The organism is Streptomyces sp. NPDC001153 (genome assembly GCF_053598315.1).
Genome location: NZ_JBSFJZ010000001.1, coordinates 213,995 through 236,309 on the forward strand (window position 1 = coordinate 213,995; position 22,315 = coordinate 236,309).

The following is a 22,315-nucleotide window of genomic DNA, read 5'->3' on the forward strand; positions in this document are numbered from 1 at the left end:
GGCCGACTCCGTCGCGTCCGGGACTCGGCGGTCGTTGTCCGGTACCGAACGGCCGTACGACCGAGGCGGGTGCATATGACCCTGGAAAATGGGCGCGGACCCGGCCGCCCCTTGCGGCCGGGCCCGTCACCGGTGGTTCAGCGGTGGCTGAACCACGTCATTGAGGACAGCGCCTTGTCGTCGTAGCCGAACAGGGCCTGGTTCTCCCAGCCGTTGCCGGAGGTGGCGTCGGTCGGGTCCCAGCCGTTGCCGGTGACGGCGGTCCAAGTGGCCTCCCAGTAGAAGACACCGAGGCCGCGGTGGTTCGGGACGGCCTCCACGATGCTCGCCACGTCGTTCATCCACTTGGTCTGGCCGGCCACCGTCGCCGGGTAGCCGGAGACCAGCTTGGCGGCGGTGTCGATCTGGTTCTCCAGCGAGTCGCCCTCGGCCAGCGTGAAGGGGTACGCGGTCTCGGCGACGAAGACGGGCTTGCCGTAGCGGGCGGCCGCGTCGTCCAGGGTGGTCTGGAAGTCGGAGAGCGGACCGTGCCAGTAGCCGTAGTACGACAGGCCGATCGCGTCGAACTTCACGCCGCCCGCGACCGCGTTGTCGAAGAACGTCTCGGTGCCGGCCCTGTCCCCGCCCTTGGCCAGGTGCAATGCGACGACCGTGGAGGAGCTGACCGCCTTGGCCGCGTCGTAGCCCGAGTTGAGCAGACCGGCGAGCCGGCTCCAGTTGGACGTGGATCCCTCGGACCACAGGATGCCGCCGTTGATCTCATTGCCGATCTGGACCATGTCGGCGGTGGTGCCTTGAGCCTTCAAGGCGTTCAACACGTCGTATGTGTGGTTGTACACGTCCGTCTTGAGGTGACTGTATGTGTGGCCCGTCCATGCGGCCGGCTTGGTCTGGGCGCCGGGGTCGGCCCAGGTGTCCGAGTAGTGGAAGTCGACCAGGAGCTTCATGCCCTGCGCCTTGATGCGCTTGGCCATGGCGAGGACGTGCGTCTTGTCGTTGAAGCCGTCGGCCGGGTTCACCCAGACCTTCAGGCGGGCGTAGTTCATGCCGTACGACGCCAGGATGGCGAGCGCGTCGCCGGTGGTGCCGGACGCGGTCCTGTAGATGCCGCCCTTGGCCTCGCTCTTGGCGAGGGAGGAGATGTCGGCGCCGTGGATGGACGTGCCGGTGGTACCGGACGTGAAGGTCAGATCGTCAACGTTGATCCAGTTGCCGGCGTTCGCGTCACTGTTGATGCTGATGGTGCACTGGTTGTTCGTCACCTTGATCGGCGTGACGATACGGATCCACCCACTGGACGAGACGGGCAGATCGGTACGCTGCTCCGGACTCCCGCAATTCTTGAGCGCCATGTACGCGGCGTTCTGCCCACCGCTCGAGCGGACCCACGCGGTCAACGTGTAACTGCCGTCGGTCAGCCCCGACAGGTACTGGTACGTCTCCACCTTGTAGGCCGAGGACGAGTACTGGGTGAGCCGGTAACCGCCGCTGTGGCCGCCCGCCTCGGTGTACGAGGCGCCGGTGTCGCCGTACTCGGACCAGCCGGTGGGGGTGGCCGTGCCGGTGCCGTCGGACTCGAAGCCGCCGTTGGTGAGGGTGCTCGCGGCCTGCGCGGTCTGGGCGGGCAGGAAGGCGAGGGCGAGCCCGGCCGTGAGCGGCAGCAGCAGGGCCCTGGTGGTGCGTCCGGGATGGAACTTCATCGTCCGTCGTCCCTTCGACGTGAACGGGGTGGGGGTCCTCCGGTGGGGCTGGAGGAGAACCCCTCCGCCCACGGCTCTCGTGGCACACGCGGGCGGAGGGGAGCCGGCTCAGCCGTCGAGTCGTACGACCCGGACGGCCCCCGCCGGGACCGGAAGGCGGCCCGCGGCGCGTTCGCCCGTCAGCAGCTCGGTGCCGGGCGTGTCCAGCGGCACCTTGGTGTCGCCGGCGGTGTGGTTGATGGCGAAGAGGTAGGTCCCGGACTCGCCGCTGCGGCGCACCACTTCGACATCGCGGGGCAGGTCGGCACGTGGGGCGATCCGGGCGTCGTCGGCCGCCCGGCCGACGAGTGCGTCCAGGCCCTGGGCGTCGAGGCGGGTGGAGACGTACCAGGCGGTGCCCCGGCCGTGCCGGTGCCGGGTGACGGCCGGGCGGCCCGCGGTGAGCCCCTCGGCGTAGGTCCACACGGTCTCGGCGCCGCACGGCACGACGAACTCCGTCCAGACGTCGCCGCTCAGCTCGGAGCCCTCGGGGCCGGTCAGGCGCACCCGCTCGTCCTTCAGCAGCGGCGAGAACTCCTCCACGGTCAGGCCGAGCACGTCGCGCAGCGCGCCCGGGTGGGCGCCCGGGTGCACGGCGTCGTGTTCGTCGACGATGCCGGAGAAGTACGACACCACGAGCGTGCCGCCGTTGCCGACGTACTCGGTGAGGTTGTTCCCGGCCGCCTCCGTCATCAGGTACAGAGCCGGTACGACGACAAGGGGATAGGCCGACAAGTCGGCTTCCGGGTGGGCGAAGTCGGCCGTGAGGTGGCGGTCGTAGAGGGCCTCGTAGAAGGCGTCGGCGCGTTCGCGCGGGTCGTGGTCCGCGCTGGGGCGCCAGGCGAGGTTCTGCGCCCACCAGGACTGCCAGTCCCACAGCATGGCCACGTCGGCCTCGGTGCGGGTGCCGCGGATCGTGCTCAACGACGCGATGGAGGCCCCGAGTTCGACCACCTCGCGCCACACCCGAGTCCCGGTGCCGCCGTGCGGGAGCATCGCCGAGTGGAACTTCTCGGCGCCGTGCCGGGACTGGCGCCACTGGAAGAACATGGCGCCCTCGGAGCCGCGGGCCACATGGGCGAGCGAGTTGCGGGCCATCTGGCCGGGGGCCTTGGCGGGGTTGCGGGGCTGCCAGTTGACGCCCGAGGTGGAGTGCTCCAGGAGCAGCCAGGGGTCGCCGGCGGCCACCGAGCGGGTGAGGTCCGCCGCCATCGCGAGGTTCACGTGGGTGCGGCGGCCGTCGGTGATCAGGTAGTGGTCGTTGGTGACGAGGTCGACCTCGCGGCCCCAGGCCCAGTAGTCCATGGAGTCGCACTGGCTGAGGGCGGTCATGAAGTTGGTGGTGACCGGGACGCCCGGTGAGAGGCGGTGCAGGATGTCGCGTTCCGCGCGGAAGTTCTCGCGGATCGTGGCGTCGGCGAACCGCTTGTAGTCCAGGGCCTGGCCCGGGTTGCCGACGGTAGGGGTGGCCCGTGGCGGGTTGATCTGCTCGAAGCTCGTGTAGCGCTGGCCCCAGAATGCCGTCCCCCAGGCCGCGTTGACCGCGTCCACGGTGCCGTAGGTCTCGGCGAGCCAGCGGCGGAAGTGGGCGGCGCAGGAGTCGCAGTAGCAGGCCGAGACGGGGACGCCGTACTCATTGTGGACGTGCCACAGAGCGAGCGCGGGGTGGTCGCCGTAGCGCTCGGCGAGCCTGGTCGTGATCGCCGCGGCGGCGGCGCGGTAGTCGGTGCTGCTGTGGCAGATCGCGCCGCGCGAGCCGAACTCGTAGCGCAGGCCCTCGGCCGTGACCGGCAGCGCCTCGGGGTGCGCGCGGTAGAACCAGGCGGGCGGTGCCACGGTGGGCGTGCCGAGGTCGACGCGGATGCCGTGCTCGTGCAGCAGGTCCAGGACCCGGTCCAGCCAGCCGAAGTCGTACTCCCCCGGTGAGGGCTCCAGCAGGGCCCAGGAGAAGATCCCGACGCTCACCATCGTCACGCCGGCCTCCCGCATCAGCCGGACGTCCTCCTGCCAGACGCTTTCCGGCCACTGCTCGGGGTTGTAGTCCCCACCGAAGGCGAGCCTGGTGAGGCCCCTGGGGCTGGTGTCCGGCATGAGTGTCTCCCGTTGGATCGATCATTTGGGAACGTGCACACACAACAGCGGCGGTGCTTTCCCAACATAACCGCACAGCAACAACCATTGACAAGTGTCCAGGATGTTTCTCTACTGTGAACGCTCACAGAAGCATGGCAGGGTCCCTCCAGAAATGAGCACCCAGGTCATGTGAACGTGCACATCTGCATGGCAGGTCCCCGCAGCGGGCGGGGACCCAGGTCAGGGGAGAAACCATGCCGCACACGAAGCGTCGTCGCCTCGTGACAACCGCCCTCGCCGTCGCGCTCGGCGCGACCACCCTCGCCGCCTGCGGCTCCGGGGACGACAGCAAGTCCGGGTCCGGTCCGGTCTCGTTGACGTACTGGACCTGGACGCCCGGCATGGACAAGGTCGTGGACCTGTGGAACAAGGGGCCGGGGAAGAAGGACCGGATCACCGTCACGGTGAAGAAGCAGGCCTCCGGCGACACGCTGGTCACCAAGATCCTCACCGCGCACAAGGCGAAGAAGGCCCCGGATCTGGTGCAGGCCGAGTACCAGGCACTGCCGACGCTGGTCAGCAATGGCGCGCTGGCCGACATCTCCAAGGAAGTCGGCGACGTGAAGGGCAAGTTCGCCGACGGCGTGTGGCAGCAGACCACGCTCGGCACGGACGCGGTCTACGCGGTACCGCAGGACATCGGCCCGATGATGTTCTACTACCGCACGGACCTGTTCAAGAAGTACGGCCTGAAGGTCCCCACCACCTGGGACGAGTTCGCCCAGGTCGCCCGCACCCTGAAGAAGAAGGCGCCGGACAAGTCCCTGACCACCTTCTCCGCCAACGACTCCGGCCTCTTCGCCGGTCTCGCCCAGCAGGCCGGCGCCAAGTGGTGGACCACCTCCGGCGACAAGTGGAAGGTCGCGATCAACGACGCGGCCACCCAGAAGGTCGCCCGGTTCTGGGGCGGGCTGGTCAAGGAAGGTGTCATCGACAACCAGCCGATGTACCAGCCGGCCTGGAACAAGGCCCTGAACACGGGCCAGGAGATCGCCTGGGTCAGCGCCGTGTGGGCGCCCGGCACGCTGACGACGGCCGCGCCGGACACGAAGGGCAAGTGGGCCATGGCCCCGCTCCCCCAGTGGTCCCAGAACCAGGACGTGACCGGCAGCTGGGGCGGCTCCTCCACCGCCGTCACCAGCGACTCCGCGCACAAGGAGGCGGCCGCCAGGTTCGCGGCCTGGCTGAACACCGACCACGACGCCCTGAACGCGCTGGCCAAGGACGGCGGGATCTACCCGGCCTCCACCTCCGCCCAGCTCAGCGGCGCCTTCACCGACCCGCCGGCGTTCTTCGCCAACCAGGCCGACTTCTACACGAAGGCCGCCGACATCGCGAAGACCACGGCGCCCTCCGCGTGGGGCCCGAACGTGAACGTCGCCTACGCGACCTTCAACGACGCGTTCGGCGCCGCCGCCAAGAACAAGTCGGACTTCGTCGCCGCCCTGAACACCATGCAGGACGCCACGGTCGCCGACATGAAGAAGCAGGGCTTCGGGGTTTCCCAGTGACCAGCACCGCAAGCCGGAAGTCGTACGGGGTCAAGGGGGCCCCGTACACCCACCCGTCTCCCACCACCGCCCTCAAAGGAGCGCTGCGCGCGCCCTACTTTTTCCTTCTCCCCGCCGCGATCCTGTTCGCCCTCTTCTTCGCCCTGCCCATCGGGTACGCGCTCTGGCTCAGCTTCCGCAAGGTGCACGTCTCCGGCCTCGGCCTGGGGGCGGGGGCCCGGAACGAGGTGTGGGCCGGTTTCGAGAACTACACCGACGCCTTCCACGACGGTGAACTGCTGCACGGCGCACTGCGCGTGCTCGGCTACGGCTGCATCGTCGTCCCGGTCATGCTCGGTCTCGCGCTGCTGTTCGCGCTGATGCTGGACTCCGACAAGGTACGGCTCGCCCCGTTCACCCGGCTCGCGATCTTCCTGCCGTACGCCGTCCCAGGCGTCGTGGCCGCGCTGATGTGGGGCTTCCTCTACCTGCCCTCCGTCAGCCCCTTCTCCTACGTCCTCCAGCAGTTGCACCTGCCGCAGCCGAACCTGCTGGACGGCGGTCCGCTCTATCTCGCCCTGTCGAACATCGCGGTCTGGGGCGGCACCGGCTTCAACATGATCGTCATCTACACCTCGCTCCAGTCGATCCCGGCCGAGGTGTACGAGGCGGCCAGGCTGGACGGGGCCACCCCGCTGCAGATCGCGCTGAGGATCAAGATCCCGATGGTGGCGCCCTCGCTGGTGCTGACCTTCTTCTTCTCGATCATCGCGACGCTCCAGGTGTTCAACGAGCCGACGACCCTCCATCCGCTGACCAACTCCGTGAACCTGAGCTGGAGTCCGCTGATGAAGGTGTACCAGGACGCCTTCCACCGCAATGACATCTACTCGGCGGCGGCCGAGGCGACGCTGATCGCCCTTGCCACCCTGGTGCTGTCCTTCGGGTTCCTGCGGGCCGCGAACCGCCGTACCAAGCAGGAGGCAGCAGGATGAGTGCCCTCGCCGTCCACAAGGCCGCGCCGGCCGCCGGCACCACACCCGGTACGGCGCAGGGCCCGCCGCTGCGGCGCCGGATCGCCCTGGTCCCGACGATCACCCTGCTGATCGGCGCGATCTACACCCTGCTGCCGGTGGCCTGGGTGGTGATCGCCTCCACCAAGTCCGGGCACGAGCTGTTCTCCACCTTCACCTTCCTGCCGGGCACCGGGTTCACCCGGAACATCAAGGACCTGAGCGCCTACCGGGACGGCATCTACTGGCAGTGGATGGACAACTCCGCCCTGTACGCCGGTCTCGGCGCCCTGGTGTCGACGGCCGTCTCGGCGTTCAGCGGCTACGCGCTCGCCACCTACCGCTTCAAGGGCCGGGAGACGATCTTCAACGTGCTGCTCGCGGGCGTCCTGATGCCGCCGGTGATCCTCGCCATCCCGCAGTATCTGCTGCTGGCGAAGGCGGACCTCACGGACTCGTACCTGTCCGTACTGCTGCCCCAGATCCTCTCCCCGTACGGCGTCTACCTGGCCCGGATCTACGCGTCCGCCGCCGTCCCCGCCGATGTGGTGGAGGCCGGGCGGATGGACGGGGCGAGCGAGTGGCGGATCTTCACCCGGATCGCGCTGCCGATGATGATCCCCGGCATGGTCACGGTCTTCCTGTTCCAGTTCGTGGCCGTGTGGAACAACTTCCTGCTGCCGTACATCATGCTCAGCGACGACGAGAAGTTCCCGCTCACCCTCGGCCTGTACACGCTGCTGGAGCAGGGCTCCAACACCCCGGCGCTGTACACGCTGGTGATCACGGGCGCGTTCCTCGCGGTGCTCCCGCTGATCGCGCTGTTCCTGGTGATTCAGCGGTTCTGGAGCCTCGACCTGCTCTCCGGAGCCGTAAAGTCATGACCATGAGCAATTCGGCGGGCCGGCGCAAACCGCCGACGATCCACGACGTGGCGCGCGAGGCAGGCGTCTCGCGCGGCACCGTCTCGCGTGTGCTCAACGGCGGGCACTACGTCAGCCCCGCCGCGGCCGAGGCGGTCAACGCCGCCATCCGGAAGACCGGGTACGTCGTGAACCGGCACGCCCGGTCGTTGATCACCGGCCGCTCGGACTCGGTCGGCTTCCTGCTGACCGAGCCGCAGGAGCGGTTCTTCGAGGACCCCAACTTCAACGTCCTGCTGCGCGGCTGCACCCAGGCGCTGGCCGCGCACGACATCCCGCTGCTGCTGATGATCGCGGGCACCGAGGACGAACGGCGGCGCATCACGCGGTACATCACCGCCGGGCACGTCGACGGGGTGCTGCTGGTGTCCAGTCACTCCGGCGATCCGGTCGCCGAGGAACTGCGGGAGGCGGGTGTGCCGCTCGTGGCCTGCGGCAAGCCGATCGGCCTGGGCTCCAAGGTGAGTTACGTGGCCGCGGACGACCGCGACGGGGCCCGGGACATGGTCCGGCATCTGCTGTCGCTGGGCCGGCGCCGGATCGGCGTGGTCACCGGTCCACTGGACACCCCCGGTGGTGTGGAGCGGCTCGCCGGGTACAGGGAGGTGCTGGCCGAGGCCGGCATCGGGGCCGACGAGCGCCTGATCGTCTCCGGGGACTACAGCCGGGCGAGCGGCGAGGCGGGCGCGGAGCGGCTGCTGGCGCAGGCCCCGGACATCGACGCGGTGTTCGTCGCCTCCGACCTGATGGCGCAGGGTGTGCTGGCGGCGCTGCACCGGGCGGGCAAGGGGGTGCCGGATGACATCGCTGTCGGCGGCTTCGACGACTCGCCGGCGGCTACGGCCGCGACCCCTCAGCTCACCACGATCCGTCAGCCGTGGGACCGGATCAGCAACGAGATGGTGCGGGTGCTGCTCGCGCAGATCGGCGGGGAGGACGCGGCGGCGGTGATCCTTCCTACGGAGTTGGTGCGGCGCGCTTCCGCGTGAGCCGCCGGAGCGCTCCACGGGGTGCCAGGAAACGTCGTCGGGCGTCTGCGGCGCCGCTGTGGCCGGGAAGGTGCTGCACACCGAGTGACCCACGGGGAGCCCGCAACCGGTCAGGATCGAAGAAGCCGGGGCGGGGTCCCCGGTCCTAGCGTGAGGTGCACCGACGGAAAACCCGTCGGGCCACGCACCTCAGAAGGAGACTCCCATGACCGCCGGCGTGCAGACGATCATCTACCCCGTCAAGGACAAGGACGCTGCCAAGGCCCTGTTCACCGCGCTGCTGGGTGTCGAGCCGTACGCGGACCAGCCCTACTACGTCGGTTTCAAGGCCGAGGGGCAGGACGTCGGCCTCGACCCGAACGGGCACGCCCAGGGGCTGACCGGACCGGTGCCGTTCTGGCACGTGACCGATCTCCGCGAGCGGCTCGCGGCCCTGCTGGAGGCGGGCGCCGAGGTGGTCCAGGACGTGCGCGACGTCGGCAACGGCCGGCTGATCGCCTCCGTGAAGGACGCCGACGGCAACATGATCGGCCTCCTCCAGGACCCGGCCGCCTGAGACCCGGCCCCACTCGCACGAACCGCCTTCTTGCACCCGCACTAGTTGCACACTCAACGATTGGCCGGATCGGTGCTACGGTGCGGGTATGGCAGTGAAGACGGCCGACGCCCGGCTCGAGGAACGGTGGCGAGACATCCTCGCCGTACACGCCCACACGATGTGCGAGATCGACCGGGCCCTGCATCCGTACGGGCTGGGCGCCAGCGACTTCGAGGTGCTGGACATCCTGGCGACCGAGTCGCCCGCGCAGGGCGACCAGTGCCGGGTGCAGAACCTGGTCGGCCGGGTCCATCTCAGCCAGAGCGCGCTGTCCCGGCTGATCGGCCGGCTGGAGAAGGACGGGCTGGTGGAGCGCTCGGTGTGCGCGGAGGACCGGCGCGGGGTGTGGGTGGCGCTCACCCCCAGGGGCCGCGGGCTGCACGCCGAGGTGCTGCCACTGCAGCGCGCCGTGCTGGAGCGCATGCTGACCGGCGAGGAGCGCCAGAGCACCGGTCAGGACCACTAGGGCACCGGACAGGACCCTCACAGCACCAGCTCGGCCCCGTCGGGCAGGACCTCCACGCCCTCCTCGGCGGCACGCGCGCGTGCCGGTGACTCCGGGTCGAGCAGCGGGTTCGTGTTGTTGAGGTGCGTGTAGATCCGGCGTGCAGCGGGATGCCGGGCCAGGGCGGCGAGGGTGCCGTCCGGGCCGGTGACCGGGAGGTGTCCCATGGCGGCCTGGCGGGGCCCGGACCGTACCGTCGTGCCCATCTCGTCGGCCGTGTAGAAGGTGCCGTCCAGCAGTACGCAGTCGGCCTCGGAACACAGCTCGTCCAGCTCCGGACTCCAGGCGCCCACGCAGGGCGCGTACACCAGCACTCCCCCGCTGGCGAGATCCTCGACGCGGTACGCCGTCACCCACGGGCCGGCCGGCTCCGGCGCTTGCACCGGCACGTATTTCGGGATCTTCGCGCCCACCGGATGCGCCGTGACCACCAGCCCGCCGGCCAGCACGAACCCGCCGTCGGCCAGGCTGTCCGCCCACTCCCAGGGGGCGTAACGGTCCAGTGCGGCCCGGGCGGGAGCCAGCACGGCGCGGACCGGCGAGGCGGCGTAGACCTTCAGTCCCGCCGCTCCGCGCAGCTCGGCCAGGCCGGTGACGTGGTCGGCCTCGGCGTCGGTGAGCAGGACGCCACGCAGCGGGGTGTCCCGGGGGCCGGGCCCGGGCCACAGCGCCGGCGTGGCGGAGAGCTGGGTGCGCAGATCGGGCGAGGCGTTCAGCAGCCACCAGTCGCGGCCGTTGCCGGTGACCGCGGCGCACTCCTGGGTGCGGGAGGCCAGCTTGCCGTCCCTCGCCGCCGTACACAGGGAGCAGGCGCAGTTCCACTGCGGGAAGCCGCCACCGGCGGCGGTGCCGAGCAGGACGACCCTCACGACCATCGGCTCCTTCACGCGCCGCGCTTTGTCTCTCGCCGGGGATCTTCCCCTCCGGAAGGCCTGTGTCCACCCCTCGGCAGGGGGCAGTTCCAGCCGTCCTCGTACGCGCGCGGCGGAGCCGCATGTCGATACGGCCCCGCGCCCCTGACGGGGCGCTTCCTCACCTGGCCAGCAGAGTGCGCACCCCCTGGGAAGTGAGCGTCAGGGCGTGGGTGGAGCTGCCGTCTATCGCCAGGGAGAGCTCCTCGTCGGGCCACTGGGAGGCCAGGGCGCCGAGGGGGATGAGGCGGTAACGGGAGACGAAGGGCAGGAGCCCGGCCATCTCGCCCTCCGTGGTGAAGACGGGGACGACGGCATCGCCTCCGGGCTGTTCCAGGACGGGCAGGGCCACGGTGGTGGCATCGGCGCCCTCCCCGTCGACCGCGTCGTCCGGCACGGGGACGAGCACGTCACTGTGGGCGAGGACGTCCAGCGCGCTCTGGTCCTCGGCGTTCACGGCCAGCGCGTCCAGCGCCTGCTGGGCCGGCGTCGGCAGGTCGTTCTGTGCGGGTGTCTCCATGGCATGTCCCCAGGTCGCGACGGTCGTACAGGCCACCCGGGGGGTGGAACCGCGCCCGGGCGTGCTCCGCCTCGCGTACCCGGTGGGCCACGGGACATGCGTGAGGATCGGCGGGAGATCCGGTGGTGGCCCGGTCCCGGTGGTGGCCGGGGACGGTGAAAATCCACCGGCAGGGGCCATCGTCGCCCGCGCGGGTCACCCGGGCTCCAGCGTGGCCGCATGCCGATGCAGCCATGGTTCCGCGACGCCAAGATGGGGATCTTCGTCCACTGGGGTGTCTACGCGGTGGACGGCGTCCCGGAGTCCTGGTCGTTCTACACCGGGCAGGTGTCCCATGAGCGGTACATGAAGCAGCTGGACGGCTTCACCACGTCCCGTTACGACCCGCGTGCCTGGGCGGACCTGTTCACCCGTGCCGGAGCCCGGTACGCCGTGCTCACCGCGCGCCATCACGACGGTGTGGCCCTGTGGGACAGCGCCCACGGTGGCCTGAACGTGGTGCGCCGTACGCCGGCGGGGCGTGACCTGATCGCCGGGTACGCCGACGCGCTGCGCGGGCGCGGCCTGCGGGTGGGCCTGTACTGCTCCCACTCGGACTGGAACCACCCCGACTACGCGAGCACCCGGCACCCCGACCCGGACGAGGATCCCCCGAACCCCGTCGCGCACGCCCGGCCCGGTGCGGAGGATCCGGCGGCCCGGGCGCGGTTCCTCGCCTACCGGGACGGTCAGGTCGGGGAGCTGGTGGAGCGGTTCCGCCCGGATCTGCTGTGGTTCGACGGCGAGTGGGAGCGCACCGAGGAGCAGTGGGGCCTTCAGGCTCTGGCCGCGCGGATCCTGGCCGGCAACCCGGAGACGGTCCTCAACGCGCGCATGCTGAGCCACGGCGACTACGCCACCCCGGAGCAGGGCGTGCCGCTCCAGGCACCCGACGGCGCCTGGGAGTTGTGCCTGACCGTCAACGACTCCTGGGGTTTCCAGCACCGCCGTGTACGGCACGGTGGCCGGCCTGCCGCCGGGACATCACTACGGCCCCAGCACCCTGTCGGCCGACCGGCGGACGCTGTACCTCGTGTGCTTCGACGTCCCGCGCGAGACGGTGTCCGTGCGGGGCCTGCGCAACCGGGTGCGCCGGGTGAGCGTGCACGGGACGGGCGCCGAGCTGGGCCACCGGGTCACCGGCGGGCTGCACGAGGTGCCTGGGGTGACCTGGCTGGACGCGCCGGCGGCGGGGGACGTGGACGAGTACGCCACGGTGCTCGCCGTGGAACTCGACGGGGAGCTGGACCTCTACCGGGGGACGGGGCGCACCTGACGCGGGAGCGTCAGCCGAAGGCGAGGGTCAGCTCGAAGTGGACAGTGTCGAGCAGGGTGACGACGTACTCGGCGAAGGAGCCGTCGGCGGCCCGGCCGGTCCACCGCGTCACCAGGAACCACTCCCCCGGCGCGCGCCCGAGCAGCTCCGCCTCCCCGGCGTCCAGCGGCCGTCCGGACACCCGCTGCTCCCCGTGGTCCGGCCGCAGCCCGGCCCGCAGCAGCACCTCGGTGAGCGAGGCCCGGCCGAGGCCCCGGGAGGGCAGCTCGCGGATCCCGGGCACCGGCGGCAGAAGGCTGCGCTCGTACGACACCACCGTGCCGTCCGCGACCAGCTCCCGGGTCCGCTCCACGCACACGAACTCGTCCTTCTCCAGGCCGAGTTCGGCAGCCAGGGCCGCGTCGTGCGTCTCGCGTACGGCGAGGGTCCGCACGGTGGTGTCCACGCGCCGCACCGGGCGGGCGCGGGCCCAACGAGGCCGGTCCTCGGGCGGGCGGCCGTCGAAGACGACGTACGAGCCCTTGCCCGTGCGGGTCGCGATCAGGCCCTCCTCGGACAGTTCGGCGAGGGCCGCGCGGACGGTCGTACGGCTGACGCCGAACCGCTCGGCGAGGGCGTGTTCGCCGGGCAGCCGCTCACCGGCACGGCGGGTGCCCTCGCGGATCTCCCGGGCGAGGATCCGGCTGATCCGCTGGTGCTTGAGCGGGACGCCGGTCACGGTCCGGCCTCGGCGAGGAGGTCGTCGACGGTGGTGACCCGGACCAGCGGCCGGTACAGCTCCATGATCTGCAGGGCCTTGAGGTGGGAGTCGTCGTCCACGCCCGCACAGGCGTCCGCGACCACCAGCACCTCGATGCCGGCGTCGGCGGCGGCCAGGGCGGTGGAGAGCACACAGCACTCGGTGCTGACACCGGCCAGGACCAGACGGGCGTCCGGGCCGACGCGGGCGGCGAGCTCCGGGGTCCACTTGCCGAAGGTGGTGGCGTCCATGACATGGCCGGCCAGACCGGCGAACTCGTCGGACAGGTGCCAGAGTTCGGCGTCCGGGGGCTGCAGGGCGAAGGGCCAGGCCTCGTAGTAGGCGCGCCAGGCCCCGGCCGGTTTCCCTGGGGCCAGGAAGCGGGTGAAGGTGACCCGGTCGGCGAAGGCCGGCAGCAGGCTGCGCACACCCGCCACCGCGTCGGCGTAGCGGGGGGTGGCCCAGGGGCTCGCCGGGTCGGCGAAGACGCGCTGCATGTCGATGACGGCGAGGTGTCCGGCGGTCATGGGTGGAGCACCCCCGCGTCGGCCACCGGGCTCGGTGCCTGCGCCTCCTGCGCGCGGACCCGGCCCCGGCCCGTCAGCAGGTGGCCGAGGAAGGCGAGCGCCAGCGCCACCAGGACGCCGAGGTTGGCGTACGCCCAGGCCCCGGTCTTGCCGCCGAGACCGAACGGGCCGAGAAGGTAGCCCTGCCAGGTGAGCCAGCTCGCCGCGGTGTTGGTGACCAGGCCCCAGCCGACGGCCGTGGCGGCGAGGGTGAGGAGCAGGGGCGGCAGGGGGATGTCCCCGTAGCGGCCGTGCGGGCGGTAGAGGTCGCCGTCGTCGTAGTCGCGGCGGCGCAGGGCGAGGTCGGCGAGGACGATGCCGCACCAGGCGGCGATGGGGACGCCGAGCGTGGTGAGGAAGCCCATGAACTGGCCGAGGAAGTCGCCGGCGAAGAACACGATGTACACCGAGCCGGCGATCATCAGGAGGCCGTCGAGGAAGGCGGCCAGGTAGCGGGGCACCGGCAGGCCGGCGGAGAGCAGGGCGAGACCGGAGGAGTAGATGTCGAGGACGGCGCCGCCGACCAGGCCGAGGACCGCGACCACGGCGAACGGCACCAGGAACCAGGTGGGCAGGATCGTGGTGAGCGCGCCGATCGGGTCGGCCGCGACGGCCTTGCTCAACGCCGGCGAGGAACCGGCCAGGAGCAGGCCGAAGACCAGCAGGAGCAGCGGGGCCACCGAGGCGCCGAAGGTGGTCCAGCCGATGACTGAGCGGCTGGACGAACTCCGGGGCAGATAGCGGGAGTAGTCGGCGGCGGCGTTCACCCAGCCCAGGCCGAAGCCGGTCATCATGAACACCAGCGCGCCGATGAACTCCTGCGCGGTACCCGACGGGACGGCGCTGACCGTGCTCCAGTGGATGTGGTCGGCGACGAGACCGACGTAGACGACGGTGAGGACGCCGGTGATCACGGTGATCGCCGTCTGCAGCCGCATGATCAGGTCGAAGCCCATGACTCCGCCGACGACGGTCAGTGCGGCCACGACCACGAGGGCGACGGCCTTGGTCCCGGTGCCGCCGCCCCAGCCGAGGCGGCCGAAGACGGTCGCGGTGGCCATCGTGGCGAGCGCGGTGAGGACGGTCTCCCAGCCGACGGTGAGCAGCCAGGAGATCACCGAGGGCAGGCGGTTGCCGCGCACTCCGTACGCCGCCCGGCTGAGCACCATCGTGGGCGCCGAGCCGCGCTTTCCGGCGACCGCGATGAACCCGCACAGCAGGAACGAGCCGACGATGCCGAGCACGCCGGCGGCGAGGGCCTGCCAGAAGGAGATCCCGAAGCCGAACGCGAAGGCGCCGTAGCTCAGGCCGAGGACGGAGACGTTGGCGCCGAACCAGGGCCAGAAGAGCGTGCGCGGGGTGCCCTTGCGCTCGGCGTCCCCGATGACGTCGAGTCCGTGCGTCTCCACCTGGATCGGGCGGCCGGCGGGTCTGCCGTCGGTGCTGCCGAGCGGGTCCTGCGCTTGCGTCATCGCCGAGCCACCTGCCCTACCTGTCTAGACGTGTCTACTCCGCACGCTAGGAACAGGGGGCCGGGCCGTCAAGGACGGACGCCAGGCCCAACGGCCCCGGCGATACTCGTGGTTCAGCGGTCGAACTCCTCCTGGATCGATGTCCTCGGCTCCTCCCGCAGGTGCTGGGAGAGGCCGGGCTTCCCACCCTCGCGTGCCTGTTCCGCGCGCTGTGCCGCGGTGCGGCCGAGGTCCGAGTCCGGGTCGACCCGTACCGACCTCGCCACGTCGTCGCGGCCCGTGTACTGCTCGGCGGGGATGCCGCGCAGGGCCTTGACGACCTCGTCCGACGCGCCCGCCTGCCGCGCGGCCGTGACCAGGCGTTCCTTGTCGGCCGGGTACGACACGTCCTTCAGCGCCGCCAGCACCTCGGGGACGCTGGTGTGTGCCGTGCTCATGGCGCCTCCTCGTTCGTCGCCTTCCCCGGCGTTCTCGTCCGCGGTGTCCTCGCCCTCCGCCTGGGACGGAGTCGTACGCGGCGGCTGCTCGGCCTCCGCGACGCCCGGCTCCCGCTCGCCCTCGGCCTGCGACGGGGTGCTCTCGCTCGTCGGGGCCTCCCACACGCGTCCGTGCCGGTTGTCGAAGACACCGAGTACCCGCCCCTCCCGCCTCCCATGACCGGGGAGAATCCATGAATCCGCTGCCGGGCGACGGGGACCTGACCGGTCCCCGCGCAGTATGCGGCGCCGGCGTACGGACCCAGCACCTTCTCACCGCCTGGGGGAGCCCCACGCGTCCAAGGAGATCACCGACCGGATCGACCACCTCGGGAAGAAGCGGTTCCAGAACCCGGCCGAGGTGAGCAAGGCGGTCTTCCGGAACGAGTGACCGGGCGACATGCGTGCGGCGGCCGGGGCACCGGCCGCCGCACGCATGTCGTGTGCCCTGCCTCAGTCCACGGCGCGGACCGTGGGCACGCCCAGTTCGACCGGGCCCTCCGCAGCCTGCGCGGACTTGCACGTGTCGTGGCAGTCCTTCTCCAGGCTGCAGCACAGCGAACAGATCGCGCCCCCGTGGAAGGGGCAGCCGGCCATGTCGGGCCGTTCGAAGCCGGTCGCGCACACCGAGCAGGTCAGGGTGGCCGCCGAGGGCAGCCCGTCGGGTCCGAGCAGCGGCTCGTCCAGGGCGTCCGCGCGGGCGATGTAGTACCTGCCCTTGGTCAGCACGGCGAACAGCGGCGAGAGCACCATGGCCAGGAACAGCGCGACGAAGGGCGAGAACGCCTTGCCGTAGGCGCCGAAGGCGTCGAAGTACGCGGCGATGGACACCGCCGACGCGATCAGCATGGAGCCGAAACCGACCGGGTTGAAGTGGTGGAGATGGGCCCGCTTGAACTCGATGTACGACGGGCTGAGCTTCAGCGGCTTGTTGACGACCAGGTCGGCGACGACCGCGCCGATCCAGGCGATCGCCACGTTGGAGTAGAACCCGAGGACGGTGTTGAGGAAGCCGAAGACGCCGCCCTCCATCAGGGCGAGGGCGATGCCGACGTTGAGGAAGATGTAGACGACGCGGCCGGGGTGACGGTGGGTCAGCCGGGAGAAGAAGTTCGACCAGGACAGCGAACCGGAGTACGCGTTCGTCGAGTTGATCTTTATCTGGGACAGGATGACGAAGAACGTGGCCAGTCCCAGGGCGACGGGCGCGGCGAAGGTCCCGAACCCGTGGACGTACTGCTGGATCGGCTCGTTGGCCTTGGCCAGTCCCACGCTTGACGCGATGAAGAAGGCGAGGAAGGCGCCGCCGATCTGCTTGAGCGCGCCCAGCACCACCCAGCCGGGTCCGGCGCCGAGGACCGCGGCCCACCACTGCCGGCCGTTGCCGGCCGTCCGGTCGGGCATGAAGCGCAGATAGTCGACCTGCTCCCCGATCTGCGCGATCAGTGACAGGGCGACGCCCGCGCCCGCCCCGACCCCGAGCACGCTGATGCTCGATCCGGTGGGCGAGTCACCCGCGAAGTGCGTGAACTCCGCGAATTTTCCCGGCTCCTGGATCGCGATGGACACGAACGGCGCGACCATCAGCACCAGCCAGACGGGCTGGGTCCACACCTGCATCTTCGACAGCGCGGTCATGCCGTACACGACGAGCGGCAGGATGATCAGCGAGCAGACGAGGTAGCCCACGGGCAGCGGTATGTGCAGGCCCAGTTCGAGGGCCTGCGCCATGATCGAGCCTTCGAGGGCGAAGAAGATGAAGGTGAAGCTCGCGTAGATCACCGAGGTCAGCGTCGAGCCCAGATAGCCGAATCCGGCGCCCCGGGTCAGCAGGTCCATGTCGATGGAGTACTTCGCCGAGTAGTACGAGATCGGGATGCCGGTGAGGAAGATGACCACCGCCGCGGTCAGGATCGCCACCATGGCGCTGGAGAAGCCGTGGGAGACGGCGATCGAGCCGCCGATGGCGAAGTCCGCGAGATAGGCGATGCCGCCGAGGGCCGTGGTGGCCACGACGTACGGCGTCCAGCGGCGGAAGGACTTGGGCGCGTAGCGCAGCGAGTAGTCCTCCAGGGTGTCCTTCCGGGCCCACCCGTTGTACGTCCGGCCGCCCGGCGAGGACGGCGGGGCCGGTGGCGCCTGCTGGTCGACGGTCTCCGTCACGGCTGCTCCCTCTTCCTGCGGTCCACCCCGGTGGATCCCGGGGCGTTGCAGGGAAGGGTCGCGCCGCGCCATTACTCCGCCGTTTCGCCGTCTTTACAACGACGGGCAGGATGAGGGAGATCGCCGCTGGTCACGGGGGCGGGGCCGTCGGGTTCCGGGGGGGTTCGTCCTTCTTCCGCCTCGTTCCGGAGCACACCCCCTCCTCGCCCCTGCTGCGCGCCCTGTACGACATCCTGCGCGCCGACCTCGGCAAGCGCGTTCATCGACGTCTTCCGGCGGCGTGGCGCGTGCGGCGGCGGAGCGGTCCGCGGTGAGGATGGCGGGCGGGAGCAGCCGGCTGGGAGGTGGGTATGACGGTGAACCGTATCGGCCTGGTGGTGCACGGCGGCCGCGCCGAGGCCTTGGCCACCGCGCGCGTGGTGCGCGAGTGGTGCACGGAGCACGCCGTGAGATGCGCCGACATCGACGTGTGGCAGGAAGGGGCGCGGCACAGTGCCCGGGAAGAGGTCGACGCGGCGGGCGATCCCGACCTCATCGTCACCCTCGGCGGGGACGGCACCTTTCTGCGCGGCGCCCGGCTGGCGGCCGCGAACGACGCCCTGGTCCTCGGCGTCGACCTCGGGCGCGTCGGCTTCCTCACCGAGGTCCCGGCCTCGGCGGTGCGCGCGGCGCTGGACGCGGTCCGCTCCGAGCGGATCACCGTGGAGAGCCGGATGCTCCTCACCATGCGGGCGTCCTGCCGGCTGGAGGTGCCCGCGCAGATGGAGGCGCTGGTGCGGTACGGCCGTGGGCCCATGCTGCCGCCGCCCCGGGTGCGGGCGGAGTGCGAGGTCGGTGGTGAATGGGGCGTCGCGCTCGACGTCACCGCGCTCAACGACGTCGTCGTGGAGAAGCTCGCCAGGGACCGGCAGGTGTCGGTCGGCGTCTATCTGGCCGGCCGGCTCCTGGCCAGCTACTCCGCCGACGCGCTGCTGGTGGCCACGCCCACGGGCTCCACCGCGTACAGCTTCGCCGCGGGCGGCCCGGTGGTCTCGCCGCGTGCGGAGGGCCTGGTCTTCACGCCGGTCGCCCCGCACATGGTGTTCAACCGCTCGGTCGTGGCCGCCCCCGACGAGGCCATCGCGCTCAGGATCCTCGAACGGTCGGGCCAGGCCGCCGTCAGCATCGACGGCCAGCTGCGCGGTGTACTGAGCCCCGGTGACTGGATCGGCGTGTACGCCGCACCGCGCCGGCTGAAGGCGGTCCGGCTGGGCCCGATGGACTTCTACGGCCGGCTGCGCGAGCGGATGAACCTCACCGACGCGCCTGCCGCGCTCGCGGACGGGGAAGCCGCTCCCCTGTGGCCGGTGACCACACCCCGGCCGGACGACCTGGCCCACCTCGCGCTGCCTCCGGCTCCCGAGGACGGGCATCAGCCGACCTGAGCTCCGGAGACGAACCGCACACGGCGATCCGGGGAGCCCTGGGCACGCCGACCACCACGGCAGTGGTGCGCCGCCCGCCCAGTGATCCACACCACCCCCGGATGCGGACAGGTCATGCCGGTCGCTCGGCTCGGCGGGTCAGAGCTGCCCCCTCCTGGAACCACACCCCGCCGACGGTGACCCGATCGGTCCGCTCCGAGCCGCCGACGACACGGATCCAGCTGTCCACGGTCAGCCCGCGACCGCTGAGCTGTCCAGGCCCGCTCGGCGCCGGATGAGGCGGTGCAGGTGTTCCTGGAGCCGGGCGGTCTCGCCGGGTGGCAGGGGGTGTCCGAGGTCCGGGCGGAGTAGAGCGGTGAGGTTCTGGTGCCGGCGTTGGGCTGCGATGTCCACGGCACGGGTGCCGTCGGCAGCCCTCAGTGTCCGCCAGCCGCCGTACTCCAGCAGCCGCCCGACCGTGTCGGCGGACGCGCCGTGCCATGCGGCCCGGTGCAGGGGCGCGTCACCGCCACGGCCCTCCAGGCGCGCGGAGTTGATCCGGGCCGGATGCTCGTCGAGCACCTCCCGAAGCGGTCCGCCAGTCCCCGTCGCGGGCCGCATCGGCGAGCCGGTCCCGCAGTGCCGCGAACGTGTCCTTGTCTGCAAGTCGGAAAGCCACGAAGACATGTCCCCCGTGGGGCGGGCTCGCGCTCGCCCTCGGTGTCGCCCCGCCCCGGCTCAGTCCGTCGTGGACGACTGCCGCTTCGGCAGCTTCCAGTTCGGTCGCGGGAAGTGGCAGGTGTAGCCGTTGGGGTAGCGCTCCAGGTAGTCCTGGTGCTCGGGCTCCGCCTCCCAGAAGTCGCCCACGGGCTCCACCTCCGTGACCACCTTCCCCGGCCACAGCCCGCTCGCCTCGACGTCCGCGATCGTGTCCACGGCGACACGGTGCTGTTCCTCGTCGCCGTAGAAGATGGCGGACCGGTAGCTGCGCCCGATGTCGTTGCCCTGGCGGTCGCGCGTGGTCGGGTCGTGGATCTGGAAGAAGAACTCCAGGATGTCGCGGTAGCTCGTCACCGTGGGATCGAAGAGGATCTCGATGGCCTCGGCGTGGTCGCCGTGGTCGCGGTACGTGGCGTTCGGCGTGTCGCCGCCGCTGTAGCCGACGCGCGTGGACACCACGCCCGGCTGTTTGCGGACCAGATCCTGCATGCCCCAGAAACAACCGCCTGCCAGGACGGCCCGCTCGGTTCCCACGGTCATCGGTCACTCCCTGAAGCTCGAGCCCGGCGCGGTCACTCGACGTGCCGGTTACACGGTCCCCCAGCCTAATACCGCCCGCGCGCGACCAGCCCTCGCCCCGCACTCCGTACACAGCCGGGCCTCGGAAATCCGGTGGGACCGAGTTGGTCTAGTCCTCTTGACGAGGAGACCCACCGGCGCTTTGGTATGTACCAACTCGGCTCGCACGGCACCACCCCACCACTCCACGCCCGAGGCATCCCCAGAAGGGGCACTGTCATGCACCTGGCAAGACTTGCGTCTTCCGCCTGCGCGCTCGCGCTCGCGGCCACCGGCGCCGCCGTGGCTCTGGCACCGGCCGACAGCGCCGCGGCGGCGGCGAGCAGCGTCTACTCCGTGGCTCCCTACGTCGACATGTCCAACAGTCAGGAGGGACTCCTCGACACCGCCATCACCGGACACCAACTCAAGGCCTACACCGCGGCGTTCGTGCTCGGCGAAGGCTGCAACCAGATCTGGGGCGACACCCTCCCCATCGGCAACGACTCCTACACCGACCCCGAGATGGCCAGGGCGAAGTCCGAGGGCGCGTCCGTCATCATCTCCTCCGGCGGGGCGAGCGGCGAGCCGCTCGCCTGGACCTGCTCCACCCAGAGCAGCATCGACGCCGGATACCAGGCGCTCGTCAACGACTACGGCGTCACCCGACTCGACTTCGACGTCGAGGGCGCCGCCGTCGCGGACACCGCGGCAGCGGCCCGCCAGATGCAGGCGATGAAGGACCTCAAGGCGTCCAACCCCGGCCTGCAGTTCTCCATGACCCTGCCGGTACTGACCAGCGGCCTGACCAACGACGGCGTCAACATCCTCAAGGCCGCCAAGAACGCGGGCATCAGGATCGACGTGGTCAACATCATGGCCATGGACTACTACGCGGGCACGGGCACCGAGATGGGCCAGGGCGCGGTCGACGCGGCCAGGGCCACGCTGGCGCAGATGCAGTCCGTCGACTCCGGTTACACCTACGCCAACCTCGGGATCACCCCGATGATCGGCAAGAACGACGACGGCTCGACGTTCACCCTGGCCGACGCCCGCACCGTGGAGAACTTCGCCGCGCAGAACGGCGTCGGACGGCTCGCCTTCTGGGCCGTCACCCGGGACCAGCCGTGCAGCGGGAGCGCCAACTCGCTGCCCACGTGCAGCGAGATCAGCCAGAACAGCCTCGCCTTCACGGACGCTTTCGTGCCGTACGAGGGCAGCTCGGGCGGTGGGGGCGGAGGCACGACGAGCGACTTCTCCCTGTCCCTGTCACCGGGCTCCGCCTCGGTCGCCCAGGGTGGTTCCGCGACCGCGACCGTCGCCACGGCCGTCACCTCCGGCAGCGCCGAGTCCGTCAGCCTCTCCGCCTCCGGCGCGCCCTCCGGCGTCGGCGTCTCCTTCAGCCCCGGCTCCGTGACGTCCGGCGGCACCTCGACGCTGACGGCGACGGTCGGCTCCTCCGTCGCCGCGGGCACCTACCCGATCACGGTCACCGGGACCGCGGCGGGAGGCAGCCACAGCGCGACCTACACGCTCACCGTCACCTCCGGTGGCGGCGGAGGCGGAGGTGGCGGCGGGGGCTCACTGACCAACGCCGGCTTCGAAACCGGCAGCCCGAGCCCCTGGACCTGCACGGGCGGCAGCTCGGTGGTCTCCAGCCCGGTCCACAGCGGCAGCCACGCCCTCCAGGTCACCCCGAGCTCCAGCAGCACCGGCGAATGCGACCAGACCGTCACCCTGTCCCCCAACCACACCTACACGCTCACCGGTTGGGTGCAGGGCCCCTACGCCTACATCGGGGTCAGCGGCGGCGCCACCGCCGGCACGTGGTCGAACAGCACGAGCTGGAACCAGCTGACCGTCACCTTCACCACGGGCAGCAGCGGAACCGTCACCGTCTACGTCCACGGCTGGTACGGCCAGTCCGACGTCCACGCCGACGACTTCACCCTCGGCTAGGCGCGCCCGGGCCCACCACGCGTGCGGCGCGCCCTCCAGGAGGGGCGGCGCGCCGCACGACGTACTGGCCGATGACGGCCTACCGACGCTCGTCGTGGTGGCTGCCGACGACAGCGGTGC

Annotated in this window: 20 protein-coding genes and 1 pseudogene; 10 read left to right on the forward strand and 11 right to left on the reverse strand. The window is 70.9% G+C overall.

Features of this window, described 5'->3' with window-relative positions:
• Positions 1–137: 137 nt before the first annotated feature.
• Together ACWDEN_RS00965 and ACWDEN_RS00970 are read right to left on the reverse strand one after the other, a co-directional pair.
• Positions 138–1,700 (reverse strand): glycosyl hydrolase 53 family protein, encoded by a 1,563-nt coding sequence (locus ACWDEN_RS00965; protein ID WP_450856554.1) that lies wholly within the window; start codon positions 1,698–1,700, stop codon positions 138–140.
• Between the two features lie 108 nt (positions 1,701–1,808).
• A complete protein-coding gene (locus ACWDEN_RS00970) occupies positions 1,809–3,830 on the reverse strand; it encodes a beta-galactosidase (protein ID WP_450856555.1) in 2,022 nt (673 codons plus the stop codon).
• Positions 3,831–4,066: 236 nt separating this feature from the next.
• On the opposite strand from ACWDEN_RS00970, the gene ACWDEN_RS00975 reads away from it, so the two are divergent.
• The 6 genes from ACWDEN_RS00975 (at position 4,067) to ACWDEN_RS01000 (ending at position 9,351) form a co-directional block, all read left to right on the forward strand.
• Entirely contained in the window at positions 4,067–5,383 is a 1,317-nt protein-coding gene (locus ACWDEN_RS00975) for an ABC transporter substrate-binding protein (RefSeq protein WP_450856557.1), read from the forward strand.
• Positions 5,380–6,357 (forward strand): carbohydrate ABC transporter permease, encoded by a 978-nt coding sequence (locus ACWDEN_RS00980; protein WP_450856559.1) that lies wholly within the window; start codon positions 5,380–5,382, stop codon positions 6,355–6,357. Before ACWDEN_RS00975 ends, ACWDEN_RS00980 begins: the two co-directional genes overlap by 4 nt.
• Positions 6,354–7,259 carry a carbohydrate ABC transporter permease gene (locus ACWDEN_RS00985; RefSeq protein ID WP_450856561.1) on the forward strand — a complete coding sequence of 302 codons (906 nt, stop codon included), beginning with the start codon at positions 6,354–6,356 and terminating at the stop codon, positions 7,257–7,259. The genes ACWDEN_RS00980 and ACWDEN_RS00985 overlap by 4 nt, the downstream gene beginning before the upstream one ends.
• The gene (locus ACWDEN_RS00990) at positions 7,256–8,287 is read left to right on the forward strand and encodes a LacI family DNA-binding transcriptional regulator (RefSeq protein WP_351604076.1); all 1,032 of its coding nucleotides are present in this window, start codon (positions 7,256–7,258) and stop codon (positions 8,285–8,287) included. The genes ACWDEN_RS00985 and ACWDEN_RS00990 overlap by 4 nt, the downstream gene beginning before the upstream one ends.
• 205 nt (positions 8,288–8,492) lie before the next feature.
• Positions 8,493–8,843: a VOC family protein gene (locus ACWDEN_RS00995; RefSeq protein ID WP_351604078.1), complete on the forward strand. Its 351-nt coding sequence runs from the start codon at positions 8,493–8,495 to the stop codon at positions 8,841–8,843.
• Between the two features lie 88 nt (positions 8,844–8,931).
• Positions 8,932–9,351, forward strand: a complete 420-nt coding sequence (locus tag ACWDEN_RS01000) for a MarR family winged helix-turn-helix transcriptional regulator (protein WP_351604080.1) — start codon at positions 8,932–8,934, stop codon at positions 9,349–9,351.
• A gap of 17 nt (positions 9,352–9,368) precedes the next feature.
• Here ACWDEN_RS01000 and pqqB read toward each other — a convergent pair whose 3' ends face one another.
• Positions 9,369–10,259 carry a pyrroloquinoline quinone biosynthesis protein PqqB gene (gene pqqB, locus ACWDEN_RS01005; RefSeq protein WP_450856564.1) on the reverse strand — a complete coding sequence of 297 codons (891 nt, stop codon included), beginning with the start codon at positions 10,257–10,259 and terminating at the stop codon, positions 9,369–9,371.
• A gap of 163 nt (positions 10,260–10,422) precedes the next feature.
• Positions 10,423–10,821 (reverse strand): SseB family protein, encoded by a 399-nt coding sequence (locus tag ACWDEN_RS01010; RefSeq protein ID WP_351604084.1) that lies wholly within the window; start codon positions 10,819–10,821, stop codon positions 10,423–10,425.
• A gap of 219 nt (positions 10,822–11,040) precedes the next feature.
• On the opposite strand from ACWDEN_RS01010, the pseudogene ACWDEN_RS01015 reads away from it, so the two are divergent.
• Positions 11,041–12,136, forward strand: a pseudogene (locus ACWDEN_RS01015) (alpha-L-fucosidase).
• 10 nt (positions 12,137–12,146) lie between these two features.
• Here the strand turns inward: ACWDEN_RS01015 and ACWDEN_RS01020 are convergent.
• The 5 genes from ACWDEN_RS01020 to ACWDEN_RS01040 form a co-directional block, all read right to left on the reverse strand.
• Complete coding sequence (locus ACWDEN_RS01020) at positions 12,147–12,854, reverse strand: GntR family transcriptional regulator (protein WP_351604086.1); 708 nt, start codon at positions 12,852–12,854, stop codon at positions 12,147–12,149.
• Positions 12,851–13,402, reverse strand: a complete 552-nt coding sequence (locus tag ACWDEN_RS01025; RefSeq protein ID WP_351604088.1) for a cysteine hydrolase family protein — start codon at positions 13,400–13,402, stop codon at positions 12,851–12,853. The genes ACWDEN_RS01020 and ACWDEN_RS01025 overlap by 4 nt, the downstream gene beginning before the upstream one ends.
• A complete protein-coding gene (locus ACWDEN_RS01030) occupies positions 13,399–14,913 on the reverse strand; it encodes a purine-cytosine permease family protein (RefSeq protein ID WP_351604091.1) in 1,515 nt (504 codons plus the stop codon). The genes ACWDEN_RS01025 and ACWDEN_RS01030 overlap by 4 nt, the downstream gene beginning before the upstream one ends.
• 113 nt (positions 14,914–15,026) lie before the next feature.
• Complete coding sequence (locus ACWDEN_RS01035; RefSeq protein WP_450856567.1) at positions 15,027–15,515, reverse strand: DUF2795 domain-containing protein; 489 nt, start codon at positions 15,513–15,515, stop codon at positions 15,027–15,029.
• A gap of 327 nt (positions 15,516–15,842) precedes the next feature.
• Complete coding sequence (locus ACWDEN_RS01040) at positions 15,843–17,552, reverse strand: purine-cytosine permease family protein (protein WP_351604094.1); 1,710 nt, start codon at positions 17,550–17,552, stop codon at positions 15,843–15,845.
• Between the two features lie 110 nt (positions 17,553–17,662).
• Between ACWDEN_RS01040 and ACWDEN_RS01045 the strand changes: the two genes are divergently transcribed.
• Together ACWDEN_RS01045 and ACWDEN_RS01050 are read left to right on the forward strand one after the other, a co-directional pair.
• Positions 17,663–17,866, forward strand: coding sequence for a hypothetical protein (locus ACWDEN_RS01045; protein ID WP_351604096.1), 204 nt, complete (start codon positions 17,663–17,665; stop codon positions 17,864–17,866).
• Positions 17,867–17,902: 36 nt separating this feature from the next.
• Positions 17,903–18,976, forward strand: a complete 1,074-nt coding sequence (locus ACWDEN_RS01050) for an NAD(+)/NADH kinase (RefSeq protein ID WP_351604098.1) — start codon at positions 17,903–17,905, stop codon at positions 18,974–18,976.
• A gap of 231 nt (positions 18,977–19,207) precedes the next feature.
• Here ACWDEN_RS01050 and ACWDEN_RS01055 read toward each other — a convergent pair whose 3' ends face one another.
• Positions 19,208–19,537: an ankyrin repeat domain-containing protein gene (locus ACWDEN_RS01055; protein WP_351604100.1), complete on the reverse strand. Its 330-nt coding sequence runs from the start codon at positions 19,535–19,537 to the stop codon at positions 19,208–19,210.
• Positions 19,538–19,693: 156 nt separating this feature from the next.
• The gene (gene msrA, locus ACWDEN_RS01060) at positions 19,694–20,215 is read right to left on the reverse strand and encodes a peptide-methionine (S)-S-oxide reductase MsrA (RefSeq protein ID WP_351604102.1); all 522 of its coding nucleotides are present in this window, start codon (positions 20,213–20,215) and stop codon (positions 19,694–19,696) included.
• Positions 20,216–20,473: 258 nt separating this feature from the next.
• On the opposite strand from msrA, the gene ACWDEN_RS01065 reads away from it, so the two are divergent.
• The gene (locus ACWDEN_RS01065) at positions 20,474–22,195 is read left to right on the forward strand and encodes a carbohydrate binding domain-containing protein (protein WP_351604104.1); all 1,722 of its coding nucleotides are present in this window, start codon (positions 20,474–20,476) and stop codon (positions 22,193–22,195) included.
• Positions 22,196–22,315: the final 120 nt, after the last annotated feature.